This window comes from Enterobacter sp. ODB01 (assembly GCF_001623605.1).
Taxonomy (GTDB): Bacteria; Pseudomonadota; Gammaproteobacteria; order Enterobacterales; family Enterobacteriaceae; genus Enterobacter; species Enterobacter kobei.
Genome location: NZ_CP015227.1, coordinates 2,094,902 through 2,119,219 on the forward strand (window position 1 = coordinate 2,094,902; position 24,318 = coordinate 2,119,219).

At 53.3% G+C, this 24,318-nt stretch carries 27 protein-coding genes; 6 read left to right on the forward strand and 21 right to left on the reverse strand.

Annotation, left to right across the window (positions count from 1 at the left end):
* Nucleotides 1-3: 3 nt before the first annotated feature.
* The 3 genes from uspG to rnk form a co-directional block, all read right to left on the reverse strand.
* Nucleotides 4-432: a universal stress protein UspG gene (gene uspG, locus A4308_RS09965; protein WP_014882980.1), complete on the reverse strand. Its 429-nt coding sequence runs from the start codon at nucleotides 430-432 to the stop codon at nucleotides 4-6.
* 149 nt (nucleotides 433-581) lie between these two features.
* Entirely contained in the window at nucleotides 582-671 is a 90-nt protein-coding gene (yldA, locus tag A4308_RS22960) for a small membrane protein YldA (protein ID WP_350028918.1), read from the reverse strand.
* Nucleotides 672-810: 139 nt separating this feature from the next.
* Nucleotides 811-1,221, reverse strand: a complete 411-nt coding sequence (gene rnk / locus A4308_RS09970) for a nucleoside diphosphate kinase regulator (protein WP_014882981.1) — start codon at nucleotides 1,219-1,221, stop codon at nucleotides 811-813.
* A gap of 269 nt (nucleotides 1,222-1,490) precedes the next feature.
* On the opposite strand from rnk, the gene A4308_RS09975 reads away from it, so the two are divergent.
* Nucleotides 1,491-2,108: a flavin reductase family protein gene (locus A4308_RS09975; RefSeq protein WP_023336911.1), complete on the forward strand. Its 618-nt coding sequence runs from the start codon at nucleotides 1,491-1,493 to the stop codon at nucleotides 2,106-2,108.
* Here the strand turns inward: A4308_RS09975 and rna are convergent.
* Nucleotides 2,102-2,911 carry a ribonuclease I gene (gene rna, locus A4308_RS09980; protein WP_032637201.1) on the reverse strand — a complete coding sequence of 270 codons (810 nt, stop codon included), beginning with the start codon at nucleotides 2,909-2,911 and terminating at the stop codon, nucleotides 2,102-2,104. The two genes, A4308_RS09975 and rna, sit on opposite strands and share 7 nt — an antisense overlap.
* Nucleotides 2,912-3,005: 94 nt before the next feature.
* A complete protein-coding gene (gene dcuC, locus A4308_RS09985; RefSeq protein WP_045281616.1) occupies nucleotides 3,006-4,373 on the reverse strand; it encodes an anaerobic C4-dicarboxylate transporter DcuC in 1,368 nt (455 codons plus the stop codon).
* A gap of 431 nt (nucleotides 4,374-4,804) precedes the next feature.
* Between dcuC and pagP the strand changes: the two genes are divergently transcribed.
* Together pagP and cspE are read left to right on the forward strand one after the other, a co-directional pair.
* Nucleotides 4,805-5,380 (forward strand): lipid IV(A) palmitoyltransferase PagP, encoded by a 576-nt coding sequence (gene pagP / locus A4308_RS09990; protein ID WP_014882985.1) that lies wholly within the window; start codon nucleotides 4,805-4,807, stop codon nucleotides 5,378-5,380.
* Between the two features lie 190 nt (nucleotides 5,381-5,570).
* The gene (gene cspE / locus A4308_RS09995) at nucleotides 5,571-5,780 is read left to right on the forward strand and encodes a transcription antiterminator/RNA stability regulator CspE (protein ID WP_002439184.1); all 210 of its coding nucleotides are present in this window, start codon (nucleotides 5,571-5,573) and stop codon (nucleotides 5,778-5,780) included.
* 219 nt (nucleotides 5,781-5,999) lie between these two features.
* On the opposite strand, the gene crcB is transcribed toward cspE, so the two are convergent.
* A complete protein-coding gene (gene crcB, locus A4308_RS10000; RefSeq protein WP_014882986.1) occupies nucleotides 6,000-6,383 on the reverse strand; it encodes a fluoride efflux transporter CrcB in 384 nt (127 codons plus the stop codon).
* Between the two features lie 67 nt (nucleotides 6,384-6,450).
* On the opposite strand from crcB, the gene A4308_RS10005 reads away from it, so the two are divergent.
* Together A4308_RS10005 and tatE are read left to right on the forward strand one after the other, a co-directional pair.
* Nucleotides 6,451-7,239, forward strand: coding sequence for a deaminated glutathione amidase (locus tag A4308_RS10005; RefSeq protein WP_045281615.1), 789 nt, complete (start codon nucleotides 6,451-6,453; stop codon nucleotides 7,237-7,239).
* A 125-nt stretch (nucleotides 7,240-7,364) separates the two neighbouring features.
* Nucleotides 7,365-7,565: a twin-arginine translocase subunit TatE gene (gene tatE, locus A4308_RS10010; RefSeq protein WP_014882988.1), complete on the forward strand. Its 201-nt coding sequence runs from the start codon at nucleotides 7,365-7,367 to the stop codon at nucleotides 7,563-7,565.
* 81 nt (nucleotides 7,566-7,646) lie between these two features.
* On the opposite strand, the gene lipA is transcribed toward tatE, so the two are convergent.
* The 14 genes from lipA to leuS all read right to left on the reverse strand — a co-directional run bounded on the left by lipA (nucleotide 7,647) and on the right by leuS (nucleotide 22,584).
* Nucleotides 7,647-8,612, reverse strand: a complete 966-nt coding sequence (gene lipA, locus A4308_RS10015; RefSeq protein WP_008501032.1) for a lipoyl synthase — start codon at nucleotides 8,610-8,612, stop codon at nucleotides 7,647-7,649.
* Nucleotides 8,613-8,819: 207 nt separating this feature from the next.
* Complete coding sequence (locus tag A4308_RS10020; protein WP_045281614.1) at nucleotides 8,820-9,773, reverse strand: YbeF family transcriptional regulator; 954 nt, start codon at nucleotides 9,771-9,773, stop codon at nucleotides 8,820-8,822.
* 291 nt (nucleotides 9,774-10,064) lie between these two features.
* On the reverse strand, nucleotides 10,065-10,706 hold the full coding sequence (lipB, locus tag A4308_RS10025; RefSeq protein ID WP_045281613.1) for a lipoyl(octanoyl) transferase LipB: 642 nt from the start codon (nucleotides 10,704-10,706) through the stop codon (nucleotides 10,065-10,067).
* 95 nt (nucleotides 10,707-10,801) lie between these two features.
* Nucleotides 10,802-11,065: a DUF493 family protein YbeD gene (gene ybeD / locus A4308_RS10030; protein WP_003858718.1), complete on the reverse strand. Its 264-nt coding sequence runs from the start codon at nucleotides 11,063-11,065 to the stop codon at nucleotides 10,802-10,804.
* A 105-nt stretch (nucleotides 11,066-11,170) separates the two neighbouring features.
* Nucleotides 11,171-12,382, reverse strand: a complete 1,212-nt coding sequence (gene dacA, locus A4308_RS10035; RefSeq protein WP_014882991.1) for a D-alanyl-D-alanine carboxypeptidase DacA — start codon at nucleotides 12,380-12,382, stop codon at nucleotides 11,171-11,173.
* Nucleotides 12,383-12,521: 139 nt separating this feature from the next.
* Nucleotides 12,522-13,610, reverse strand: a complete 1,089-nt coding sequence (rlpA, locus tag A4308_RS10040; protein ID WP_045281612.1) for an endolytic peptidoglycan transglycosylase RlpA — start codon at nucleotides 13,608-13,610, stop codon at nucleotides 12,522-12,524.
* Nucleotides 13,611-13,626: 16 nt separating this feature from the next.
* On the reverse strand, nucleotides 13,627-14,739 hold the full coding sequence (mrdB, locus tag A4308_RS10045; protein WP_014882993.1) for a peptidoglycan glycosyltransferase MrdB: 1,113 nt from the start codon (nucleotides 14,737-14,739) through the stop codon (nucleotides 13,627-13,629).
* A 2-nt stretch (nucleotides 14,740-14,741) separates the two neighbouring features.
* Nucleotides 14,742-16,643, reverse strand: coding sequence for a peptidoglycan DD-transpeptidase MrdA (gene mrdA / locus A4308_RS10050; RefSeq protein ID WP_014882994.1), 1,902 nt, complete (start codon nucleotides 16,641-16,643; stop codon nucleotides 14,742-14,744).
* Nucleotides 16,644-16,671: 28 nt separating this feature from the next.
* The gene (gene rlmH / locus A4308_RS10055) at nucleotides 16,672-17,139 is read right to left on the reverse strand and encodes a 23S rRNA (pseudouridine(1915)-N(3))-methyltransferase RlmH (RefSeq protein WP_003858701.1); all 468 of its coding nucleotides are present in this window, start codon (nucleotides 17,137-17,139) and stop codon (nucleotides 16,672-16,674) included.
* 3 nt (nucleotides 17,140-17,142) lie between these two features.
* Nucleotides 17,143-17,460 carry a ribosome silencing factor gene (gene rsfS, locus A4308_RS10060; RefSeq protein WP_003858696.1) on the reverse strand — a complete coding sequence of 106 codons (318 nt, stop codon included), beginning with the start codon at nucleotides 17,458-17,460 and terminating at the stop codon, nucleotides 17,143-17,145.
* A gap of 268 nt (nucleotides 17,461-17,728) precedes the next feature.
* Complete coding sequence (gene nadD, locus A4308_RS10065) at nucleotides 17,729-18,394, reverse strand: nicotinate-nucleotide adenylyltransferase (RefSeq protein ID WP_032645220.1); 666 nt, start codon at nucleotides 18,392-18,394, stop codon at nucleotides 17,729-17,731.
* A complete protein-coding gene (gene holA, locus A4308_RS10070) occupies nucleotides 18,387-19,418 on the reverse strand; it encodes a DNA polymerase III subunit delta (RefSeq protein ID WP_023332393.1) in 1,032 nt (343 codons plus the stop codon). Before holA ends, nadD begins: the two co-directional genes overlap by 8 nt.
* On the reverse strand, nucleotides 19,418-19,987 hold the full coding sequence (gene lptE, locus A4308_RS10075) for an LPS assembly lipoprotein LptE (RefSeq protein ID WP_014882997.1): 570 nt from the start codon (nucleotides 19,985-19,987) through the stop codon (nucleotides 19,418-19,420). The genes holA and lptE overlap by 1 nt, the downstream gene beginning before the upstream one ends.
* A 14-nt stretch (nucleotides 19,988-20,001) precedes the next feature.
* A complete protein-coding gene (leuS, locus tag A4308_RS10080; RefSeq protein WP_045281611.1) occupies nucleotides 20,002-22,584 on the reverse strand; it encodes a leucine--tRNA ligase in 2,583 nt (860 codons plus the stop codon).
* Nucleotides 22,585-22,798: 214 nt separating this feature from the next.
* Between leuS and A4308_RS10085 the strand changes: the two genes are divergently transcribed.
* On the forward strand, nucleotides 22,799-23,281 hold the full coding sequence (locus A4308_RS10085) for a zinc ribbon-containing protein (RefSeq protein WP_014882999.1): 483 nt from the start codon (nucleotides 22,799-22,801) through the stop codon (nucleotides 23,279-23,281).
* Between the two features lie 79 nt (nucleotides 23,282-23,360).
* Here A4308_RS10085 and rihA read toward each other — a convergent pair whose 3' ends face one another.
* Entirely contained in the window at nucleotides 23,361-24,302 is a 942-nt protein-coding gene (rihA, locus tag A4308_RS10090) for a pyrimidine-specific ribonucleoside hydrolase RihA (RefSeq protein ID WP_045281610.1), read from the reverse strand.
* Between the last annotated feature and the right edge of the window lie 16 nt (nucleotides 24,303-24,318).

Sequence of the window (24,318 nt, forward strand, 5' to 3'; positions counted from 1 at the left end):
CAGTTAACGAACCACCATCACCGGAATGTGGGTATGGCGGATCACGCTGGAGGCGTTTGACCCTAGCAGGTGAGTGGTGATGGAAGGATTGCGTGAACCGATCACCACTACGTCTGCATTCAGCTCCGCGGCCAGTTCATTGACGGCATCGCGTACGCTACCGAACCGGACGTGGGTTTTGATGCGCGACGGGTCGATGCTGAAATGCCCGACCATGGTTTGCAGGCGCGTCTCGGCTTCGTGCTGTAAGTGCTCTTCGAAGCGACGCACATCGGCGGCAAAGCGGTGCAGACTCAGGCTGGCGGAGCCCGGCAAGACATGTAAAAGGTGAATAATACCGTCCTGCTGTGCGAGAAATTCCGCGTGACGCACTGCTTTGTCACTCAGTTCCATTTCAAAAACATCAACCGGCATAATGATTCTCTGATACATACCCGTTTCTCCTTGTTTATAAACGCTGAAATCATTCAACCACAAAATAGTTATGGATTCTGTAATCACTCCGTCAATTTTGATGACGATCGTGATGCCGCGAAAAAAATCATTGCGCAGCGTGCGGGGCAGAGCGGTGACGTGAGCGTTCACCAGTGGCGTTCAAGGTAAAGCACAGCCGAGACGATGATGGCCACAAAAAGTAAAAAAATGAATGTGATAACCACTATCTCACCCATGACCGTCCCCACGGCACCAAAACAGATTAAGCGTGTATTAAGGGGAATAAGGGTGATATAGGAAAATCAGGTGAATTTGCGGAAAGAGGATGCGGGTGCATCCTCTGTGCAAAGCGAGTGGGCGCTTGTTCAGAAGGGATTAACGCAGGTAATCGCCCGCAGCTTCTGGCTGGTAGAGCAGTTCCAGCACTTCCAGATGAGTGGAGGCCCCGCCCGGTAAATCCCAGTGGATGGTATCTCCTGTGCGCAGTCCCAGCAGTGCGGCGCCGACAGGGGCAAGAACCGAAAGCTGCGCGCTGCTGTCAGTCATCTGAGCCGGGTAAACCAGCGTGCGGGTCAGCTCTTCACCGGTGGTCAGGTTGCGGAATTTTACCCGGCTGTTCATGGTGACCACGTCATGCGGCATTGACTCAGGTGTGCACATCTGCGCGCGGTCGAGTTCCTCATTCAGGGCATCGGCCACCGGAAGTGAGGCGAATTCGGCTTTTTCCAGCAATCGGTCGATACGTTCTGCGTCGAGTTCATTGATGATAATGGTGGGTCTGGACATTTTTTACTCCATGTCGTTAATGCTGCGTCTAACGCAGAAACCAATCCAAAAGAAAACCCTCGCCGTCTGGCAGCGAGGGTTTAACTTACCCGATGATACTGGCTGAACGCTCAAGTTTGAAGTGATGAAGGTCACATTCATGTCCCATATGAATTTTCGCTGAAATTTATTCAGTCTTAATTCCAGGCGGATTGCGTTACGCTGAGTATCCTGAACCCGGGTGTTGCGCGAAGCATTATGCGTGTCTGCCCCATCAACGAGAGAGCACTATGTACTTCTATCAACCGTCTCAGGGGCACGGCCTGCCGCATGACCCGCTGAACGCCATTATTGGTCCCCGTCCGATTGGCTGGATCTCCTCTTGCGATCGGGCCGGTCAGTTGAATCTCGCGCCGTATAGCTTCTTTAACTGTTTTAACTATCGCCCGCCGATCATCGGCTTTTCCAGCAACGGCTGGAAAGACAGCGTGCGAAATATTCACGAGACAAAGGAGTTTGTCTGGAATCTGGCGACGCGCGATCTGGCACATGCCATGAATCAAACCTCGGCTACGCTTCCTCACGATCGGGATGAATTTACCTTTGCAGGATTAACCCCCGCCGCAAGCCAACTGGTGAGTGCTCCTCGTGTGGCGGAAAGCCCGGTCAATTTTGAGTGCCGCCTTTCTCAGTGCATTCAGCTTACCGGAGCCGATGGCACCCCGGTTGATACCTGGCTGGTGCTGGGTGAAGTGGTGGGGATCCATATAGCGGAAACGCTACTGGAAGAGGGGATATACCAGACGGCGAAAGCGCAGCCCATCCTGCGAGCGGGTGGGCCGACGGCGTACTATGGGATCAGTGATGAACACCGGTTCGATATGGTGCGCCCGGTGGTGGGTCAATAACCGGCTTTATCAATGACAAATTGTTTTCCGCAGTTACCAGGATGTGGCTGCGGGGCAAAGGACGTTGCGGAAAGCGGTTGGTTAATGGTGTCTGCTTTCAGCGAAATCTGCATCTCAGTGAGATAGGCCGGGTTGCCATTGCAGGTCAGCTTAAAGGCTTTGATGTTTTCTTTGCCCCAGCTTTTGGCAATGGCGTTGTCAAAATCACGACGACTGACGGCTTTACCGTAGTTAGCCGCGAGGAATTGACCGACGGCACTGTTTTTCATTTCCTGATTCATTCTCACCATGGTGCCGAAATAGGCATCGGGATCAAAACCAAAACAGACGCCATGCTTGGCGTATTCGTACCGTTCCAGGCAGGAGTTTCCGCCCGCGCCCGGCATCACCTCGTTAAGTTTTGCCGCACCGGAAAGCGACAGCCCGGTTTCGGCAGCAGCACATTTGCGGCTGGCCTTTGCTTCCGGCATATTCGGGATGGGACGCGTGGCACAACCAAATCGCATCCATCGACGTTCATCCACGCCTCGTGCCGCTATCGATTTCGGCAGACCAGGCCATAACCCGTGGACGGTCAGAAAATCGGCTTTATTTTCGCTCTCTTTTTGCAGACGACATTCATCCGGTTCATTGCGGTTACGCTCAACCATGCTTTGACAAAACCCGGTTTGCCAGGACAGCGCCAGTACATAGCGATCGAAATCGCCATATTGCGTAGCGTTGAGCGGTTCTGCCTGTGCGGAGAAGACACTGAGTGCAAGCGCAACTGCGCCAGACGAGATAACGATATCCTTCCTGAACATGTGATTTCCTGATTGGTTGTGCTCGATTAATTTTTGGGAGTTATTAAAGCACAAAAAGCGCCAGCAGGCGCTTTTTGGAAATCAGGAATTTTACTTAGGCAGCGCCGGGAACCAGCACTTCGGTAGCAATAATGACGATGATCAGGCCAACCAGCACCGGGACTGACGTGCGTTTGACGACCTCAAACGGAGAGATTTTTGCCATACCGGCAACCGCAACGACCACGCCTGAAACAGGAGAGATGGTGCGACCCAGGTTTGAGGCCTGAAGCATCGGAATAGACAGGTAAGCCGGGTTGATGCCAGAGGAGTGAGCCAGCTTAGGGATCATCTCAACGAAAGCGTAAAACGGCGCGTTACCAGAACCGGTGGTCATCGCCGCCAGCATGGTCAGAACGACCAGCACCAGCATCAGGATAATACTGGCTGAGCCGAACGACGTGGCGATGGAGATCAGGCTCTGGATAAAGCCAATAGTGCTCAGACCCTGGGCAAACACGCCTGCCGCAACCAACAGCATCACCACGCCCGCGAAGGCATCCGCCATTCCACGATACGCCACTTCCAGGCCGGAGAAGACTTTTTGCGTGTTGAAACCGCGCACGAATTCCAGCACGGCAGCCAGCAGCATACAGATGACCAGAATAGTAATAATGTGCAGCTGTGGACCCCATTTGCCGTCAAAAATCAGCACGCCGATAATCGGTGTGAACGGCAGAATGGCGTAGAACGCTGGAGCGGTGGTGGTGATTTCGCTGACATCCATCATCTCATGGCTGATGTTCTCTTTTTTATCGAGATAGCGCTGCCAGAAAAAATGCGCGACCCCCATTCCCACAATGGCGACAATCGAGATCGGCAGCGTGGTCTTAAAGGCGAAGTCGATCAGCGACATCTCGGCTGCTTTGGCGGCCAGCACAACGTCGCCAGAGGTTGGGGAAAGAATAATGGCGGCCGGTGATGCGCAAATGGCTGCCGCTGCACCGCGGCTGATGCCCACGTTCACCATCACCGGGAACAGCGTGGCCATTAACAGTACGCCAAGACCGGTGGCCGATGAAACGGCCAGCGACATCAGACAGGCGAGGAAATAGGCGGCAACCATTAACAAATACGGGGAGTTAATATACTGCAGGGGTTTCGAGGCAAGCTTAACCACCATGTCATTAGCGCCGATATGGGTCATGTAGGCGGCAAAACCGCACAGCATCATGATCATCATACCGAGATCGCCGCCACGGCTCATGAGCAGTATTTTAATATATTCAACAATATCCGTGGCGGTAAAACCCGTGCTGGCTGCGCTGGCAGGTAATACCTGATGCCCCATTAATGCGCTGACAATCAGGAGTGTTAAGCCGCCAACAAATAAAACGCCCGTGGCTGAGTACCCTTTAATGATGTAGCGGGCTACACCGACAATGACGACGACCCCAATAAGGAGTTCGATAAACGTAAGCATGATTTCCCCTGTATCCTATGCCCTGAGGTAGAAAAAATTAATAAAATAAGAAGGATGAAAATGTGCCGAATTAATGGCCTGTCCTTGCTGATTAAAATCAATAAATAGACGACTAAAGAACAGTATCACAGCATTTTTGCCATGGCCCAGGCATTTATGTCATCAGGAAGTTGACCGCCAGAAACAGCGTAGCATGTCTCTTTAATGATAACAAAATGTTAAAATTATGTGTTTTACGGCCTGTTAATCGGGATGGATGAAAATGTTATAGTCATACATATTGTAGGTTTATTTGGGCCAGCCTGAACGCTGCCTTAAGAATATTCCCGAAAAGAGGCCTGATATTTAGGAGTAGTGCTGATGCCGTTAAGACATGGTTCAACTATTGTGTGGTAAACTTTGCTTCGAATATTAAGAATGGTAATTGCATTGTGAGCTTACGTAATACTTTTTTCTCTCTTTTATTGTTTATTTTTGGTCAGTTAACGTTTTCATCTGTTGCACAGGCAGAAGACAACGCGACGAATAAAGGCTGGTTCTCTACTTTTACGGATAATGTTTCGCAGACCTGGTCAGCACCTGAACATTATGATCTCTATGTACCGGCAATAACGTGGCATGCGCGCTTTGCTTATGACAAAGAGAAAACAGATAAATACAACGAGCGCCCGTGGGGGGCTGGTTTTGGTCAGTCACGCTGGGATGAGAAAGGAAACTGGCACGGCATCTATCTGATGGCCTTTAAAGACTCGTTTAATAAATGGGAACCGATTGGGGGTTACGGCTGGGAGAAAACGTGGCGCCCGCTGGCGGACGAGAATTTCCACGTCGGGTTAGGTTATACCGCAGGAGTGACGGCGCGTGATAACTGGAACTACATTCCGATCCCCGTGCTGCTGCCTTTGGCCTCGATTGGCTATGGCCCGGCAACGTTCCAGATGACCTACATCCCCGGGACGTACAACAACGGTAACGTTTACTTCGCCTGGATGCGTTTTCAGTTTTGACTGAAAAAAGGTTACCAGCTGGTGAAAAAACGCGCAGGCATTGATTCCTAAGCGATAAAAATCTGCCAGTGAAAATTAACGCGACTTTAGTCACTTTTTGTCAAAGATCCGCTGGACAAAAGGTCCCACAATTGTTGTACTGGTAACCGACACAGCATTTGTGTCGTTTTTTAATGTAAAGGTAATTTTGATGTCTAAGATTAAAGGTAACGTTAAGTGGTTTAATGAGTCCAAAGGATTCGGTTTCATTACTCCTGAAGATGGCAGCAAAGATGTGTTCGTACACTTCTCTGCAATCCAGTCTAATGGTTTCAAAACTCTGGCTGAAGGTCAGCGCGTAGAGTTCGAAATCACTAACGGTGCCAAAGGCCCTTCTGCTGCTAACGTAATCGCTCTGTAATTCAGACGCGTCAGCAAGAATTTCAAAACCCGCTCATTGAGCGGGTTTTTTTCGTTATGAATCAGCCAAGCAGGTACATTTTCAGGAAGCTGGCAACGATCAGTACGCTCAACAACACCATTCCTGCGCTCATCAGATTCTGTTTCATTCTGTCACCCTCGTTCAGTATGGCCTCCAGAGTGACAGAGAAAAATTAAGCCAACATTAACGCCCCGACGGTTAATGCGTGCTTACTGAGGAAAATAGCCAAAATGCGATCCCCGTCATCGCGAAGGATCCAAGCATGTTGATCGCGATATTCACCAGCGCCCAGCCGATACGGCCTTCCTGAAAGAGAAAAACCGTTTCCGCAGAAAAGGTTGAGAAAGTCGTTAAACCGCCACAGAACCCGGTGGTAATCAGGACCTTCCACATGGGATCGATGTGTGTCATCCGGTTAAACCAGGCCAGCCCCATACCAATGATAAAAGCACCAATCAGGTTGGCAGCCAGTGTCCCCATGGGAATCGCCTGGTGCAGGGGGTTAAACCGCATACTCAGGAACCATCTCGCAACGCTCCCTGTGCCTCCACCAATAAAAACAGCCAAAAGGAGTTGTAACACGCTAAATACCTGCTATTTGATGTGTAAGAGTAGCGAGTTTAACGCTGTTTATGATGAGGGGACAAATATGTATGTGGCGGTAGGGCAGTTTGCAGTCACGCCTGACTGGCAGGTTAATGCACTACAATGCGTGAACCTGATGACACAGGCCCGGCAGAAGGGCGCGTCGCTGTTGGTTCTCCCGGAAGCGCTGCTGGCAAGGGATGATAATGACCCGGATCTGTCCGTGAAGTCCGCGCAGCCGCTTGATGGCGATTTTTTACAGCCGTTGCTCACCGAGAGCGTGGGTAACGCGATGACGACCATCTTAACAGTGCACGTTCCTTCAGCGCCGGGGCGCGCCGTAAATACGCTGGTGGCTATCCGTGATGGCGTGATTATCGCGCGCTATGCCAAGCTTCATCTTTATGATGCGTTCAGCATTCAGGAGTCACGGCGTGTTGACCCTGGTGACCGCGTTGCGCCGTTAATTGATATTGACGGGTTTAAGGTTGGGTTAATGACCTGCTACGACCTGCGTTTTCCTGAGCTGGCATTGCATCTGGCCCTGCAAGGGGCAGACGTGCTGGTATTGCCTGCTGCATGGGTTAAGGGACCGCTGAAAGAGCAGCATTGGGCAACGCTGCTTGCGGCGCGCGCGCTGGACACGACCTGCTATGTCGTTGCTTCCGGGGAGTGTGGCAATAAAAATATCGGGCAGAGCAGGGTAGTTGATCCACTGGGAGTCACGGTTGCCGCAGCAGCGGAAGCGCCGGTGCTGCTGATGACGAAGATATTTTTAGAAAGAATTGCGCTTGCGCGTCAGCAATTACCTGTTCTTCGTAACCGACGCTTTGCGCCACCGCAATTAATGTGATGTTTTTTTCAACAATGCTTGATTCACCTTGTTACAGATTGCTATTGTGTGCACGCGCCAAATGACCGTTAATACAGTCAGGTTTTGGCGCTGAATGCAGCCTGTTTTATGTAAAGAAGGTATCTATGGGTGAGATTAGTATTACCAAACTGCTGGTGGTTGCCGCACTGGTCGTCCTGCTGTTTGGTACCAAGAAGTTACGCACGCTGGGTGGTGACCTGGGGGCTGCCATCAAAGGCTTTAAGAAAGCGATGAACGACGATGATGCAGCCGCGAAGAAAAGCGCTGAGGACATCCCGGCAGAGAAGCTTTCTCACAAAGAGTAATAGCAATGCCTGAGGGCTTGCGAAAAAAAACCGGCTCATCAGGCCGGTTTTTTTGCATTACTGTAAATGGATATTACAGCACTATTTGACTTCTTCGCCTTTTGCCTGCATGTCAGCATGGTAAGAAGAGCGAACAAACGGACCGCATGCTGCGTGGGTAAAGCCCATCGCCAGCGCTTCGGCTTTCATCTCATCAAACTCATCCGGGCTGACGTAGCGCTGTACCGGCAGATGGTGACGGCTTGGCTGCAGATACTGGCCCAGCGTCAGCATGGTCACACCGTGGCGGCGCAGATCGCGCATCACTTCGATGATTTCGTCATTAGTTTCACCCAGACCGACCATCAGACCTGACTTGGTAGGGATATGCGGATGGGCTTCTTTAAAGCGCTCCAGCAGCTTCAGAGACCAGTTGTAATCCGCACCCGGTCGTACCTGACGATAAAGACGCGGCACGTTCTCCAGGTTGTGGTTAAACACATCTGGCGGCGTCGCGGTCAGGATGTCCAGCGCACGGTCCATACGGCCGCGGAAGTCAGGAACCAGCGTCTCGATTTTAATGTTCGGGCTTTTCTCGCGAATAGCAGTAATGCAGTCAGCGAAGTGCTGAGCTCCACCATCGCGCAGATCGTCACGGTCAACGGATGTGATGACCACATAACGCAGCGCCATGTCAGCGATGGTTTGCGCCAGTTTTTGCGGCTCGTTAGCATCGGGCGCGACCGGGCGGCCATGAGCAACGTCACAGAATGGGCAGCGGCGGGTACAGATGGCACCCAGAATCATAAACGTCGCGGTGCCGTGATTGAAACATTCAGCAAGGTTAGGGCAAGACGCTTCTTCACAGACGGAGTGAAGGCCATTCTTGCGCATCGCCGCTTTGATCCCCTGGATACGCGAAGAGTCAGCCGGAAGTTTGATTTTCATCCATTCCGGTTTTCTTAACAGCGCCTCGCGCTCGGTAGCCACGTTTTTAACCGGGATAAGGGCCATTTTATCGGCATCGCGGTATTTAACACCGCGTTCCATCACAATGGGTTTACTCATAGCGTGCGTGTTCCAGTTGCGAATATCGAAGGAAAGCGTTTCAATTCAAGGGAATGTTGTATTTATCAACTATTTTTGAACGAACGACAGGCAGTATATCATTGAAACGGCCATGAAAGCAGCCTGCCACGTCGCCAATTTGTAAAATAGTTGTTGTTTTGTGCCTTTCGCCCTGCTTGTGGCAGGGGCTTGTGCTGACACTCGCTGTCAGAAGGCCTGACGGATAATGCGGATGACGTTTTCCAGTACCGGATCGCGCAAACTGAGTTTGTTGTAATGCAGTGAAATCTCGATAGATTCCGCATTGAGCTGGCTGAGCGGAATACTCTCCAGCGACCAGCATTTCCGCAGCAGGTAATACAGGCGTGAAGGCATGATGCACAGCATATCGCTGCTGCCAATCAGGGAGGCGGTGGTAAACATATTGTAACTGCTGAAACTGATCTGACGTTCCGGGAAAATTTCATCAATGCGCTGGCGCAGACCATGGTTGGACTGCCCTTCGGTCATGAAAGACGAGTGGTCGTAATTGCGCAGGTTCTCAATGGTTAACGGCTCGCTGAGCGCGGGATGCTGCTGGCGGCAAACCAAAACCAGATTATCGGCATAAAGCACGTTTTGCCCCAGCGCTCTGGCGCTGAAGCTGCCGCTCTCAATAACCAGATCCGTCTGGAACTGGGCAAGCTGAACGTCAGGTTCGTTGAGTGGCACATTGCGCAACAGAAGCTGGGGAGCATGCTCTTTCACGGCCTGGTAGATGGCGGGCATGACCAGCACGCCCACTGAAGGAGAGCAGCCGATGGTGATCGTTCTTTGTTTGTCATAGCTCCCGGTTAAATCCAGCGCACCCAGAATCGACTCCAGCCCCTGGCTGATGTATTCGTGGAGGTGGGTCGCATAGGCCGTCGGCGTGACGCCCTGGCCTTTACGGATAAATAACGGGTCAGGAAATATAGCGCGTAGCTTTTGAATCGACTGACTTATTGCCGATGGCGTGAGATTAAGAATTTTCGCAGCGTTAACGATACCCTTATGGACATATACTGCCTCAAAAATAGTCAGTAAATTGAGATCAATATTACGTAAAGTCCGAAAAATTTGTGGCTTGTCTTCGCCACTGGGTTCATTCAGTCGTTTGGCTGGTAAATTAGTAGACTCCACGCTTTCACTCCGTATACATTCACAACATGAATGATAGTTGAATTTATTTATTATGCTTGTAGAGATTCGTAAAGTGTTGGTTTTGTTTCACTTGTTTATCAAAAACAAACAGTTGTGTGATTATCACTCACGTTACTTAGCCTGTGTATGCCGTGCTGTCCGGAGGCTAAATAATATGTAACGGCAATATTCGGGCGCTTCGAAAATATAGAATCTGCGGATTATTGTAAAGCGTAAAAGCGGTAAATAAATAGTTGCCCGTCAAATTAACGGGCTCCCCTGTATGATATATTAAGCAGGGATATATTCATGCGGTGGATTGTTAAGTAGCGCTAACACATTCTTCAGAAGAACTGGGCGTATATTATCTGGCGTGGCGGTATCTACCCACTGGCGCATCTGCGTCATTTCCATACCGGCGTAGCCGCAGGGATTTATGCGCTGGAAAGGCGTCAGATCCATATTAATATTCAACGCCAGACCATGGAAGGAACAGCCTTTTCGAATACGTAGCCCCAGCGAGCAGATCTTCATTTCGCCAACGTAGACGCCTGGTGCATCAGCCCGCGGATGCGCGTCAATACCATATTCCGCCAGCGTGTTGACGACGGTTTGTTCCAGCAACGTCACCAGCTCACGCACGCCAAGCTTTCTGCGCTTCAGATTAAGCAGGACGTACATCACCTGCTGGCCCGGGCCGTGATAAGTCACTTGTCCACCCCGATCGCTCTGGATCACCGGGATATCGCCCGTCATTAATAAATGTTCCGCTTTACCGGCCTGACCCTGGGTAAATACCGGCAGGTGTTCAACCAGCCAAATTTCATCAAGGGTCGTGTCATCCCGTGAATCGGTGAAGTCATGCATAGCCTGGGAGACAGGCTCATAAGGTTGCAGCCCGAGATGACGGACCAGAATTTTATCCTGATACAAAACAGCGTCTCCGAAGACGAGGAACCAATGATGAGGGGGAGTATATCACAGCGGGGGAGAGGGGTTACCCGGTAAGCCGGGTAACCGCAAAGGGACTACAGCACCATACGCACAATTTCGATATTGCCGAGTTCTTCGTAGAGCGTCTCAACCTGTTCGATATGGGTCGCGGTGATAGTAATAGAAACCGAGTGGTAGTTGCCCTTGCTGCTTGGTTTTACTGACGGAGAGTAATCACCGGGCGCATGGCGCTGTACCACTTCAACCACCTGATCAACCAGCTCAGGTTTCGCCAGACCCATTACTTTATAGGTAAATGGGGTAGGGAATTCAAGCAGTTCGTTAAGTTTGGTTTTCATGTCAGCTCCGGCGTAACGTCAAAAAGAATAACTCCCACGTCAGGTGGGAGTTATCAGGATACTTAGTATATGGGGATCAAAATCACACTTTCAAGTGTTCGATTTTTAGCCAAACCAGTGATGGAACATCAATTTAATGTAATCAATGATTTTGCCGAAGAAATTGCCTTCAGGAATTTCCTGCAGAACAACCAGCGGACGCTGATCGATAGTCTTGCCATCCAGCTGGAAGTTGATGGTACCCACGACCTGATTTTTCTGCAGCGGGGCATGCAGTTCGGTGCTGTTCAGGACGTAGCTGGCCTTCAGATCCTTCATACGACCGCGTGGAATGGTCAGGTACAGATCTTTATCCACGCCGAGGGAAGCACGGTCGTTGTCGCCGAACCACACTGGCTCAGACGCGAACTCTTTGCCTGCTTTCAGCGGATTCACGGTTTCGAAGAAACGGAAGCCCCAGGTCAGCAGTTTCTTGCTTTCGGTTTCACGACCTTTAAAGGTTCGACCGCCCATCACGGCAGAGATCAGACGCATCTGGCCTTCAGTGGCAGAGGCCACCAGGTTGTAACCGGCTTTATCGGTATGACCTGTTTTGATACCGTCAACGTTCAGGCTGTTATCCCACAGCAGGCCGTTACGGTTGGTCTGGCGAATACCGTTGAAGGTAAACTCTTTCTCTTTATAGATGGAGTATTCGTTCGGTACGTCGCGGATCAGGGCTTGACCAATCAGTGCCATATCACGTGCGGAGCTGTACTGACCGTCTGCATCCAGGCCGTGTACGGTCTGGAAATGGCTGTTTTTCAGACCCAGCGCGGTGACGTAGCTGTTCATCAGGCCGACGAAGGCATCCTGGCTACCGGCGGCGAAATCAGCCATTGCTACGCAGGCATCGTTACCTGACTGCAGGTTAATACCCCGGATTAACTGGGAAACCGGAACCTGCATACCGGGCTTCAGGAACATCAGAGAAGAACCTTTGAACACAGGGTTCCCGGTTGCCCACGCATCGTTACCAATGGTGACCAGATCCGTTTCTTTGAATTTACCGGCTTTCATGGCCTGGCCGATAACATAGCTGGTCATCATTTTGGTCAGGCTGGCCGGGTCACGGCGGGCATCGGCGTTCTGTTCTGCCAGAACTTTGCCAGAGTTGTAATCGATCAGGATGTAGGATTCCGCGTCGATTTGCGGAACGCCAGGGATCATGGTCTTGATATTCAGGTCATCGGCATGAGCAGCAGAGAGTGCTGCTGCGCAAAGGGCCGTGGTCAGCGCCATGCGCTGCACAAAACGAGCAGAAAAAGTGGTCTTCATGGTCAGAACTACGACATCCGTGATGGAATTAAAAAAAGTGCCTTACTATAGCAAATGCTATTCAGGCAGGCATCCGACTTTAAGCATGAGTTTGTGAATGCGTTTTACACAAACTGACATTTCGGATACCGCCGATTAATTATTTTGCAACAGTGACGAAGGACTGCAGTTGTGCTTCGCTCTGCAAACGCTGTTGCAGAGACGCTGCCTGCGATTTACTGGCAAAAGGCCCCATCTGAATACGCCAGACCGCGCCGTTCTGCTCAACGCGTCCAGGTACGCCAAACTGCTGGCTTAGACGCTGTTGATACTGTTGGGCTCGGGCCTGATCGCTCACTGCCCCCACCTGAACGACAAAGCCGCCGCTGGCTGCTGCTGGCGCAGCGGCTGCCGCGCTTTGCGTGGTCGCTGGCGCTGTTACCGGCGCCGCAACCGGGGCTGGCGTCGGCTCACTGCCTTCCAGCACGCCCGTCGCTAAGGTCGTCGGTGCGCCTAAAAAGCCGCTACTTTTTACCGGTGCACCAGTGGAATCATCGCTTTGCAGCGTATCATTGCTGATTGGACGTATTTCTCCCGCCGGCTGAGAAGGCTCTGCCGGAGAAGAGACGCTACCCATTCCGCCGTCAAGATTTGGGCGGTCTGGCAGGGCATAGGTCTGCTTCGCCACCGTCGTACAGGCGGTACCCGGCCCGGACATCGAACCATCCTGCGCCACGATAATCGGGTCAATGCGAACTTTGGTGTTGTTCGACGTGTTCAGGCGATCGGCAGACGCGCGGGACAGAGAAATCACCCGGTCATTACCATACGGACCACGGTCATTAATACGCACGACGATCATGCGACCATTAGCCAGGTTAGTGATACGCGCGTAGCTTGGAATCGGCAGCGTTGGGTGCGCGGCAGTGAGCTGCATGGGGTCAAATGTTTCACCGGATGCCGTGAGGTTACTGCCCGGTTCTGCATCATAAATGGCAGCAAAGCCCGCCTGGCTGAAGCGGGAAGGGTCCTGCACGATTTTGTAGCTTTTGCCGTCGCGCTCGTAATCCTGATTCGCGCTGGCATTCAGCGGTTCATAAACGGGATCGGCCCCACTGATTTCAACGATCGGACCATTACACACCGCAGGCTGCGGCGGCGCGACGGTTGCCTGTTGCTGACCATCATCACTTGTGCAGGCCGCAAGTAAACTTGCCGCGATGCAGATCCCCAGCCACTGCTTACGCATTCCGATCCCCTTATTTTTAAACGCTTTTTGACAACATTTTTCTGTGGGTATGGATCGACATCACGATCCCAAACCCGGCCATCAACACGATCAGTGCCGAGCCTCCGTAACTGACCAGCGGCAGCGGTACGCCTACTACCGGCAGAATACCACTCACCATACCAATATTTACGAAGACATAAACGAATAAAATCAGCATCAATCCGCCTGCCATGACGCGGCCGAAGGTGGTTTGCGCCCGGGCGGCAATCCACAATCCTCGCATGATCAGCAGCACGTAGAGCGCGAGCAAAATCAGGATACCAACCAGCCCCAGCTCTTCAGCCAGTACCGCAAAGATAAAGTCGGTGTGGCGTTCCGGTAAAAATTCCAGCTGCGACTGGGTACCGTGCAGCCAGCCTTTACCGCGCAGGCCGCCGGAGCCAATCGCAATCTTGGACTGAATAATATGATAGCCCGCACCGAGCGGGTCAGTTTCCGGGTCGAGAAGCATCATAACGCGCTGGCGCTGGTAATCATGCATCAGGAAGAACCAGAGGATAGGGATAAACGCCGCAATCAGCACCACAGCGATACCAATCAGACGCCAGCTTAAGCCCGACAGGAAAAGGACAAACAGACCGGAGAGCGCGATAAGGATCGAGGTGCCGAGGTCAGGCTGCGCAGCAACCAGCAGCGTCGGCAGGAAGATCAGCACCAGCGCGATCGCGGTGTTTTTCAGCGACGGCGGACAGACATCACGGTTGATAAAGCGCGCCACCATCAGGGGGACGGCAATTTTGGCAATCTCCGAGGGCTGGAAACGAACAACGCCCAGATCCAGCCAGCGCTGAGCCCCTTTTGAGATGGCGCCGAACGCGTCTACTGCCACCAGCAAAATAATACAGAAGATATAGAGATAGGGCGCCCAGCCTTCATAGACGCGCGGTGGGATCTGCGCCATCACCACCATGATGACCAGACCCATCGCGATCTGGCCGATTTTGCGTTCCATCATACCGATGTCCTGACCACTGGCGCTCCAGATAACCAGGGCGCTGTAAACCAGCAGAGCCAGCAGGATCAGCAGCATGGCTGGGTCGATGTGGATTTTATCCCACAACGATTTTTTGTTTGGATTATCCGTCATGATTATTGGTCCTCCGCCGCAGCGGCGGCCGGGTTTTCAGCCGGCAGTTCGGTGTTGTTATCACCCAGCATAATGTGGTCGAGGATTTGGCGCATGATGGTCCCTACCGCCGGGCCAGCGCCGCCGTTTTCCAGAATCATCGCCACCGCCACCTGCGGGTTATCGTAAGGGGCAAATGCCGTCATGAGCTTATGGTCACGCAGACGTTCAGCAATGCGGTGTGCGTTGTAGGTTTCGTTGGCTTTCAGGCCAAAGACCTGCGCTGTACCGGATTTTGCAGCCACTTTATACGGCGTTCCGGCGAAATATTTGTGCGCGGTACCGTTCGGACGGTTTGCTACGCCGTACATACCGTCTTTCGCGATTTCCCAGAAGCCGGAATGAATGTCACCCACGGGCGCTTCATGGGGCTGTACCCACGGCACCTTTTTGCCGTCTTCAACGGTGCTTTGCAGCAGATGCGGGACTTTGACCACGCCATCGTTAATGAGGATCATCATCGCTTTGTTCATCTGAATCGGCGTTGCGGTCCAGTAGCCCTGGCCGATACCCACCGGAATGGTATCACCCTGATACCACGGCTTCTTAAAGCGCTTCAGCTTCCACTCGCGCGTCGGCATGTTGCCGGAGCGCTCTTCTGAAAGGTCGACGCCGGTGTAGTGCCCGTAGCCGAACTTGCTCATCCATTCTGACAGGCGGTCAATCCCCATGTCATAGGCGACCTGATAGAAGAAGGTATCCGCTGACTCTTCCAGAGATTTGGTCACGTTCAGATGGCCGTGGCCCCATTTTTTCCAGTCGCGATAGCGTTTTTCAGACCCGGGTAGCTGCCACCAGCCCGGGTCAAACAGGCTGGTATTACGGTTGATGACACCCGCACTCAGCGCCGAGACCGCCACATACGGTTTCACCGTAGATGCCGGCGGGTAAACGCCTTGCGTGGCGCGGTTTACCAGCGGCGTATTGGGATCATTCAGCAGGCCGGAATAGTCTTTACTGGAGATGCCGTCAACAAAGAGGTTCGGGTCATAGCTAGGCATGGACACCATAGCCAGAATTCCCCCGGTACGCGGATCGGTAACCACGACGGCGGCGCGACTGCCCGCCAGCAGGGTTTCAATATACTGCTGCAGTTTGAGGTCGAGCGTCAGATAGACGTCATGCCCCGCCTGAGGCGGAACTTCTTTCAGCTGTCGAATGACGCGGCCACGGTTGTTAACCTCAACCTCTTCATAGCCGGTTTGTCCATGCAGGACATCTTCGTAGTAGCGTTCGATCCCGAGCTTGCCGATATCGTGCGTCGCGGCATAGTTCGCCAGCTTGCCGTCTTTATCAAGGCGGTCAACGTCTTTGTCGTTAATCTTGGAAACGTAGCCAATGACGTGCGTCAGCGCGGAGCCGTAAGGATAGTAGCGACGTTTGTAACCCTTCACTTCCACGCCGGGGAAGCGGTACTGGTTCACCGCAAAACGGGCCACCTGAACTTCCGTCAGATTGGTTTTCACCGGAATGGAGGTAAAGCGGTGGGAACGGGCGCGCTCTTTTTTGAAGGCTGCGATATCGTCATCGTTGAGATCGACAACGCTTCTTAGCGCCTCCAGCGTGTCCTGAACATTATCGACCTTTTCCGGCATCATCTCGATTTGATAGATGGTGCGGTTTAGCGCCAGAGGGGTGCCGTTACGGTCGTAGATAATGCCGCGGCTGGGCGCGATAGGCACCAGCTTAATGCGGTTTTCGTTTGAACGCGTCTGGTAATCGGTAAAGCGGACGATTTGCAGATTATAAAGGTTGGCGATCAGCACGCCGGTAAGCAGCAAAATCCCCGTAAAGGCGACCAGTGCCCTGCGCACAAACAGCGCGGACTCAGCCGTATAGTCGCGAAAAGAATTCTGTAGTTTCATCCGCTGCTTAATCTACCCTGGTCAGTCATTACTCGCGGTGATAGGGGTGGTTGGTAGTAATGCTCCACGCGCGATACAGACTTTCTGCCACCAGGACCCGAACGAGCGGGTGGGGCAGCGTCAGCGCGGAGAGAGACCAACTTTGTTCTGCTGCCGCTTTGCAGGCAGGGGACAACCCTTCAGGTCCGCCAATCAGTAGACTAACGTCACGGCCATCCTGCTTCCAGCGCTCCAGTTCGTGCGCCAGCTGCGGCGTATCCCAGGGTTTACCCGGAATATCGAGGGTGACGATGCGGTTCTTGCCAGCGGCAGCCAGCATCAGTTCGCCCTCTTTATCGAGAATGCGTTTAATATCCGCGTTCTTACCGCGCTTCCCGGCAGGGATCTCCACCAGTTCGAACGGCATGTCTTTTGGAAAACGACGCAGATATTCAGTAAAACCGGTTTGTACCCAGTCCGGCATTTTGGTGCCGACGGCGACCAGCTGCAACTTCACGCATTAACCCCAGAGTTTTTCCAGCTCATACAGGCGACGGCTCTCTTCCTGCATGACATGGACAATCACATCGCCGAGGTCAACCACCACCCAGTCAGCGGTCGCTTCACCTTCAACGCCAAGCGGTAACAGTCCTGCTGCACGCGATTCCTGAACCACATGGTCGGCAATCGAAACAACATGACGCGTAGACGTCCCGGTGCAGATAATCATGCAGTCGGTGATACTGGATTTACCCTTAACGTCGATAGCGATGATGTCCTGACCTTTCAGGTCATCAATTTTGTCGATAACAAAATCCTGGAGTGCTTTACCCTGCAAGTTTTCCCCCTGGGTGAATAAGATGGTGCAACTATGAATTTGTAGCCAGACAGTATACCTGAACTGGCGCCCTTGTCGGGACAAATGTCACCGGCCGGGATTTTGAAGGCGGGTATCATCCCACCCTCTGCCAGAGATTGCATCGCCATTTTTGTAAAACAATTTCTGTAAAGCAATGACTGGCGGGAAAGTCTGGCAGCGGAGGATAACAGTATGGCTTAACCTGTCAAGGCAGGAGAATCAATAAGCCGCTTTTTATGACGCCTGACTAAACATCTGCGCTTTTCTGATACAACCCGTGCGTATGAATATACGCCAGCACCGGGGCAGGCAGCAGATCGTCACACGTTAAACCGTGTTGTAAACGCTCACGAATAAGGGTGGCGGAGATATCGAACCACGGGGTTTCCGCCAGATAAATCTTCCCGGCGGGCTGGTTGTGAAGATCCTCTACGTTATCGGTAAGATGGTCTTCAAGCCACTGCTGATACTGCTCTTCACGCATGGTCAGCGGATAGCCTGGGCGGCGGCAAACGAGCAGGTGGCTGTTCTCCAGAATGGTTTCATACTTGTGCCACCCAGGAAAGTTGAGCAGAGAATCCTGACCAATGATAAACGCCAGCGGCTGGTCAGGCCCTTGCTCAGCTCGCCACTCCTGCAGCGTTTGCGACGTCCACGAGGGGGTGTCGCGACGCAATTCCCGTTCATCAAGCCTGAAAAGCGGTTTATCCGCAATGGCAAGCGTTAGCATCTCTTTTCGCTGCTCGCTGGTTGCCTCAGGCTGAGGGCGGTGCGGCGGAACGTTATTGGGCATAATGGTGACGCGCTGCAGGCCGATCAAATTCGCCAGGATTTCCACCGGCTTAAGATGCCCGTAGTGTACCGGGTCAAAGGTGCCGCCATACAGGGCCTGTAAAGAGTGCATACTATCCATCAATAAATACGTCAGCCAGCGCCTTGTGGCAGAGCAGCAGGGAAAGGCTTTCCAGCTCCGCCCAGACCGACTGGCCGTAATCTTGTTTTAGGGTGAGCTCAGCGCGCATCAGAAGCTGCACGGCCTGACGAAGCTGTTCATGGCTCAGGCGGTTGACGGCCTCGGTGGTCATTGCGCGGCGATTTTGCCATACCCGGTGTTTATCAAACAGCGCGCGCAGCGGCGTATGGGCAGACTGTCGCTTGAGCGTAATCAGCAGCAACAGTTCACGCTGCAGCGTACGCAGCAGAATAACGGGCTCGCTGCCTTCCAGGCGCAGCTGCTGAAGGATATGCAGGGCGCGTTTACTTTTCGCGGCCAGCAATGCATCCACCCAGTGGAACGGCGTGAAGTGCGCGGCGTCATTAACGGCCTGCTCGACGCGGGGGAGTGTCAGTTTGCCATCCGGCCAGAGCAGGGAGAGTCTGTCCAGCGCCTGTGCCAGCGCCAGGAGGTTACCCTCATAGCAGTAGCAGAGCAGTTGATTTGCCGCATCATCCAGCTGAAGGTTGTTCTGCTTTGCTCTTGCGGCCACCCATTTTGGCAGATGCGCCTGCTCAGGTGTCTGACAGGTAACCAGCACCGCGTGGGTCGCCAGTTGAGTGAACCACGCGGCATTTTCCTGCGCTTTGGTGAGCTTATTGCCGCGGACAATTAACAGCAGATCGCTGTGTAACAGGCTCACCAGAGTGGCAAGCTGCTCATTGATGGCCGCGTTAGGGCCGTTTTCTGGCAGCAGGATCTGAATTGTCTGACGCGACGCGAAAAGGCTCATCGCCTGACAGAGTGAGAAGAGGGCGTCCCAGTCGGTATTGTTATCCACCTGGACGGTATGGTGTTCATCAAAGCCCTGAGCACCTGCAGTATGTCGCACGGCATCCAGGCTTTCCTGCAGCAGTAAGGGATCGTTTCCAAGCAGCAGATACGCCGCGCGCAGCCCTTCATTGAGCTGCGCGCGGAGTTGTTCAGGATACAGCCTGATCATCAGTTACCCATAGAGGTAGAAACCGGGGGCGTACTGGCATCCGGTTTTTCAATAATGTCAGAGCCTTCTTTTGTCGACGCGGCAATACCTGGCAGTTTACGGATCAGCTGTTCCGCTGCCTTGTCGTACATTTCGTTGATGATAATCTGCTGTTCGGCATCTTTCGCCAGCGCCGTTTGCGGGTTATCAAAGAACGAACGGTACACTTTTGTGCTGATCGGATAGATGTCTTTACCCGGGATCAGCACGGCTGCGTTAACAGTCATTACCATCTGATACTCTGCGGTACGGCCATCCTGGAAGATAGACGCTGTATCTTTGCTCAGGGTCGTCCCCAGAACGCGGAGAGACGGTACATCCTGGCGCAGCGTGTCTTTCTCAATGAGTTCGACACCGTTCAGGCGCAGCTGGTTACGAACTGCCCGGCTGAATGGGCCATTCGGATCTGATGAGTCGAAAATCATCGTTTTCATCTCAGCAGGCACTGCCGTGGTATTGCGCAGGTGCCAGCCACAGCCAGCGGTGACAAGCACCGCCAGTGATAAGAGTATTGTTGCCAGTTGTCGCACGTTTCCTCCCGCGCTTAGCCAACGACCAGATTGAGCAGTTTACCGGGTACGTAGATCACTTTACGTACGGTAATGCCCTCAAGATATTTCGCGACCAGAGGTTCCTGGCCTGCACGCTCGCGAACCTGTTCTTCGGTTGCGTCGACCGCCACGGTAATTTTACCGCGCACTTTGCCGTTGACCTGGACTACCACCAGCGTGGTGTTTTCCACCATTGCTGCTTCGTCCGCAACCGGCCACGGCGCGTTGTCGATATCGCCTTCGCCTTTCAGTTCCTGCCACAGAGTAAAGCTGACGTGTGGCGTGAACGGGTTCAGCATGCGAACGACGGCCAGCAGCGCTTCACGCATTAAGGCACGATCCTGCTCGCCATCCTGCGGGGCTTTCGCCAGCTTGTTCATCAGTTCCATAATAGCCGCAATTGCGGTATTGAAGGTCTGACGACGACCAATATCATCGGTGACTTTTGCAATTGTTTTATGAACATCACGACGCAGCGCCTGCTGATCTTCCGTCAGGGCAGCAGCGTTCAGCGCCGGAGCATCACCCTGTGCGGTATGTTCGTAAACCAGTTTCCAGACGCGTTTCAGGAAGCGGTTCGCGCCTTCAACACCGGATTCCTGCCACTCCAGCGTCATGTCAGCCGGAGAGGCAAACATCATGAACAGACGCACGGTATCTGCACCGTAACGCTCAACCATCACCTGCGGGTCGATACCGTTGTTTTTCGACTTGGACATCTTGCTCATGCCGGTATAAACCAGCTCATGACCTTCAGCGTCTGTCGCCTTCACGATACGGCCTTTCTCGTCGCGCTCTACGATCGCGTCCACCGGAGACACCCAGTTACGCTCGCCGTTCGCGCCAACGTAGTAGAAGGCATCAGCCAGCACCATGCCCTGACACAGCAGCTGTTTGGCTGGTTCGTCAGAATTCACCATGCCAGCATCGCGCATCAGCTTATGGAAGAAGCGGAAGTAGAGCAGGTGCATGATGGCGTGTTCGATGCCACCGATGTAGATGTCTACCGGCAGCCAGTAGTTGGCCGCGTCAGAATCCAGCATGCCTTCCTGATACTGAGGACAGGTGTAGCGTGCGTAATACCAGGAAGACTCCATAAAGGTGTCAAAGGTGTCGGTTTCACGCAGCGCAGGCTGGCCGTTAACGGTGGTTTTCGCCCACTCAGGATCGGCTTTGATCGGGCTGGTGATGCCGTCCATGACCACATCTTCCGGCAGGATCACCGGCAGTTGATCTTCTGGCGTCGGCATCACGGTGCCGTCTTCAAGGGTCACCATTGGAATTGGCGCGCCCCAGTAACGCTGACGGGAAACGCCCCAGTCGCGCAGACGGAAGTTGACTTTACGCTCACCTACGCCCAGCGAGGCCAGCTTGTCAGCGATGGCATTGAAGCCCTCTTCGAAGCTCAGTCCGCTAAATTCGCCGGAGTTGAACAGGGTGCCTTTTTCGGTCAATGCCTGCTCAGACAGGTCGGGTTCAGAACCGTCTGCGGCCAGGATCACCGGCTTAATGGTCAGGCCATATTTGGTGGCAAACTCGTAGTCGCGCTGATCGTGTCCCGGAACGGCCATCACCGCACCGGTGCCGTATTCCATCAGCACAAAGTTCGCCGCCCAGACAGGAATAGCTTCACCCGTCAGCGGGTGAATCGCTTTAAAGCCGGTATCAACGCCTTTTTTCTCCATCGTCGCCATGTCGGCTTCAGCCACTTTGGTGTTGCGGCATTCGTCGATGAAAGTTGCCAGTTCCGGATTGTTCTCTGCCGCTTTCTGCGCCAGCGGGTGACCTGCGGCCACGGCCAGATAGGTCGCCCCCATAAAGGTGTCCGGACGGGTAGTGTAGACGGTCAGCGTTTGGTCGTAGTTCTCAACGTTGAAGGTAATTTCCACACCTTCAGAACGGCCGATCCAGTTGCGCTGCATGGTCTTAACGGTGTCAGGCCAGTGATCCAGTTTATCCAGATCGTTCAGCAGTTCGTCAGCGTAAGCGGTGATTTTGATAAACCACTGCGGGATCTCTTTACGCTCAACTTTGGTGTCACAGCGCCAGCAGCAGCCGTCGATAACCTGCTCGTTCGCCAGAACGGTCTGGTCATTTGGGCACCAGTTAACCGCAGACGTCTTCTTGTACACCAGGCCTTTTTTGTACAGCTCAGTGAAGAATTTCTGCTCCCAGCGGTAATATTCCGGGGTGCAGGTCGCCAGCTCGCGGCTCCAGTCATAGCCGAAGCCCAGCATTTTGAGCTGGTTTTTCATGTACGCGATGTTGTCGTACGTCCATGGTGCCGGTGCCGTATTGTTTTTTACTGCTGCACCTTCTGCCGGCAGGCCGAACGCATCCCAGCCGATAGGCTGCAGCACGTTTTTGCCCAGCATACGCTGGTAACGGGCGATCACATCACCAATGGTGTAGTTACGCACGTGGCCCATGTGTAGTCGACCAGAAGGATAGGGAAGCATCGACAGGCAGTAATACTTCTCTTTGCTCTCGTCTTCGGTTACTTCAAAGGTGCGCTTCTCGTCCCAGTGTTGCTGGACTTTTGATTCTATCTCTTCCGGGCGGTATTGCTCTTGCATGGCAGCCAGTGGTCCTGTTTTTAATACAGCTACAAATGTAGCCAATGGATGTGGTAATTCAGATCCGCATAGCATAGCCCAAACGTCCGCGTCAAAACAGCCTTTCGCACAAAAGCACTTTGCAGGAATTTACCGGGTCTGTGCTTCACCTGACAAAGCGGCGGTGAAATAAGGTCTATTATTAGAGTTAGTTACTTACCCGGGAGGCAAAATGATGAACAAGGTTGCTCAATTTTACCGCGAGCTGGTGGCGACACTGACGGAGCGGCTGCGTAACGGCGAGCGTGATATTGATGCGCTGGTCGAACAGGCGCGTGCCCGCGTGACGCAAACGGGTGAGTTAACGCGAACCGAAGTGGAAGAGGTGACGCGTGCGGTACGTCGTGACCTGGAAGAGTTTGCGCGCAGCTATCAGGAGAGCCAGGAAGAGGTCTCGGACAGCGTGTTTATGCGGGTGATCAAAGAGAGCCTGTGGCAGGAGCTGGCGGATATCACCGATAAAACGCAGCTTGAGTGGCGCGAGGTGTTTCAGGATTTGAACCATCACGGTGTGTACCACAGCGGCGAAGTGGTAGGGTTGGGAAATCTGGTGTGTGAGAAATGTCATCACCACATCGCGGTGTATACGCCGGAGGTGCTGCCCTTGTGCCCGAAATGCGGTCACGACCAGTTCCAGCGTCGGCCGTTTGAGCCCTAGGTAAAAGCAAAACGGCAACCCTGTTGCCGTTTTTAGTGTTTGCTCCCTCTCCCCGTGGGAGAGGGTTGGGGTGAGGGCATCAGGCCGCACTATAGTAAGCCAGCCTTTCCGCCAGCAAATCTACAAACGCTTCCCGGTCGATATCCACCATCACCGCAGTATTCGGCTTATTCCCCGTCAGCGAGTAGTAATCCACCACCGTCATTCCCAGGGTATATTTCCCCTGCGTTTCCACGCCAACCCAGCGGTCAACCGTGGTAAACATCTCAGGTTTTAACAGCCAGGCAATGGTGCACGGGTCATGCAGCGGTGCGCCATGGAAGCCCCATTTCTCGGCTTTGTGGTACTCCATAAAGAAGTCGAGCAGTTCTGCCACAGTCGTTGCCACCGGATTACCCACAGAGCGGAAGCGTTCAATATCGTCTGCCATAATTTGGGCCCGATGCGTCACATCCAGCCCCGCCATCACAATCGGCAGACCGGACTGGAAAACGATCTCTGCGGCTTCAGGGTCAACATAGATATTGAACTCCGCGGCTGGCGTCCAGTTTCCGAGCCCCATTGCGCCGCCCATGATGACGATCCGGGCGATTTTACCGTGCAGTTCTGGATGGCTGTTAAGCAGCAAGGCCACGTTCGTCTGCGGACCTGTAGCCACCAGCGTCACGGGTTCTGCACTTTCGCGCAGCACCTTCGCCATCAGCTCAACGGCGGTGCAGTCTTGTGGTGCGAAGCCCGGTTCCGGCAGGTCAGGGCCGTCCAGCCCACTTTCGCCATGAACGTTATCCGCAATGATCAGCTCGCGCATCAGCGGTTTCACGGCACCGCCGGCGACAGGAATATCGGTGCGTTTGAGCAGGGTCAGCATGCGCAGCACGTTGCGCAAAGTTTTATCCGGCGTCTGGTTTCCGGCGGATGAGGTAACCGCTTTTACGTCCAGTTCAGGGGAGGCAAGAGCGAGGACGAGAGCAATGGCGTCATCATGACCCGGATCGCAATCGAGAATAATAGGCTGTGCCATAGCGTTCTCCATACGT

What these genes read in the sequence shown, in the direction of transcription:
- uspG (WP_014882980.1), bottom strand. Translation starts at nt 432, where the DNA reads ATGTATCAGAGAATCATTATGCCGGTTGATGTTTTTGAAATGGAACTG.
- yldA (WP_350028918.1), bottom strand. Translation starts at nt 671, where the DNA reads ATGGGTGAGATAGTGGTTATCACATTCATTTTTTTACTTTTTGTGGCC.
- rnk (WP_014882981.1), bottom strand. Translation starts at nt 1,221, where the DNA reads ATGTCCAGACCCACCATTATCATCAATGAACTCGACGCAGAACGTATC.
- A4308_RS09975 (WP_023336911.1), top strand. Translation starts at nt 1,491, where the DNA reads ATGTACTTCTATCAACCGTCTCAGGGGCACGGCCTGCCGCATGACCCG.
- rna (WP_032637201.1), bottom strand. Translation starts at nt 2,911, where the DNA reads ATGTTCAGGAAGGATATCGTTATCTCGTCTGGCGCAGTTGCGCTTGCA.
- dcuC (WP_045281616.1), bottom strand. Translation starts at nt 4,373, where the DNA reads ATGCTTACGTTTATCGAACTCCTTATTGGGGTCGTCGTCATTGTCGGT.
- cspE (WP_002439184.1), top strand. Translation starts at nt 5,571, where the DNA reads ATGTCTAAGATTAAAGGTAACGTTAAGTGGTTTAATGAGTCCAAAGGA.
- A4308_RS10005 (WP_045281615.1), top strand. Translation starts at nt 6,451, where the DNA reads ATGTATGTGGCGGTAGGGCAGTTTGCAGTCACGCCTGACTGGCAGGTT.
- tatE (WP_014882988.1), top strand. Translation starts at nt 7,365, where the DNA reads ATGGGTGAGATTAGTATTACCAAACTGCTGGTGGTTGCCGCACTGGTC.
- lipA (WP_008501032.1), bottom strand. Translation starts at nt 8,612, where the DNA reads ATGAGTAAACCCATTGTGATGGAACGCGGTGTTAAATACCGCGATGCC.
- ybeD (WP_003858718.1), bottom strand. Translation starts at nt 11,065, where the DNA reads ATGAAAACCAAACTTAACGAACTGCTTGAATTCCCTACCCCATTTACC.
- dacA (WP_014882991.1), bottom strand. Translation starts at nt 12,382, where the DNA reads ATGAAGACCACTTTTTCTGCTCGTTTTGTGCAGCGCATGGCGCTGACC.
- rlpA (WP_045281612.1), bottom strand. Translation starts at nt 13,610, where the DNA reads ATGCGTAAGCAGTGGCTGGGGATCTGCATCGCGGCAAGTTTACTTGCG.
- mrdB (WP_014882993.1), bottom strand. Translation starts at nt 14,739, where the DNA reads ATGACGGATAATCCAAACAAAAAATCGTTGTGGGATAAAATCCACATC.
- mrdA (WP_014882994.1), bottom strand. Translation starts at nt 16,643, where the DNA reads ATGAAACTACAGAATTCTTTTCGCGACTATACGGCTGAGTCCGCGCTG.
- nadD (WP_032645220.1), bottom strand. Translation starts at nt 18,394, where the DNA reads ATGGATAGTATGCACTCTTTACAGGCCCTGTATGGCGGCACCTTTGAC.
- holA (WP_023332393.1), bottom strand. Translation starts at nt 19,418, where the DNA reads ATGATCAGGCTGTATCCTGAACAACTCCGCGCGCAGCTCAATGAAGGG.
- leuS (WP_045281611.1), bottom strand. Translation starts at nt 22,584, where the DNA reads ATGCAAGAGCAATACCGCCCGGAAGAGATAGAATCAAAAGTCCAGCAA.
- A4308_RS10085 (WP_014882999.1), top strand. Translation starts at nt 22,799, where the DNA reads ATGAACAAGGTTGCTCAATTTTACCGCGAGCTGGTGGCGACACTGACG.
- rihA (WP_045281610.1), bottom strand. Translation starts at nt 24,302, where the DNA reads ATGGCACAGCCTATTATTCTCGATTGCGATCCGGGTCATGATGACGCC.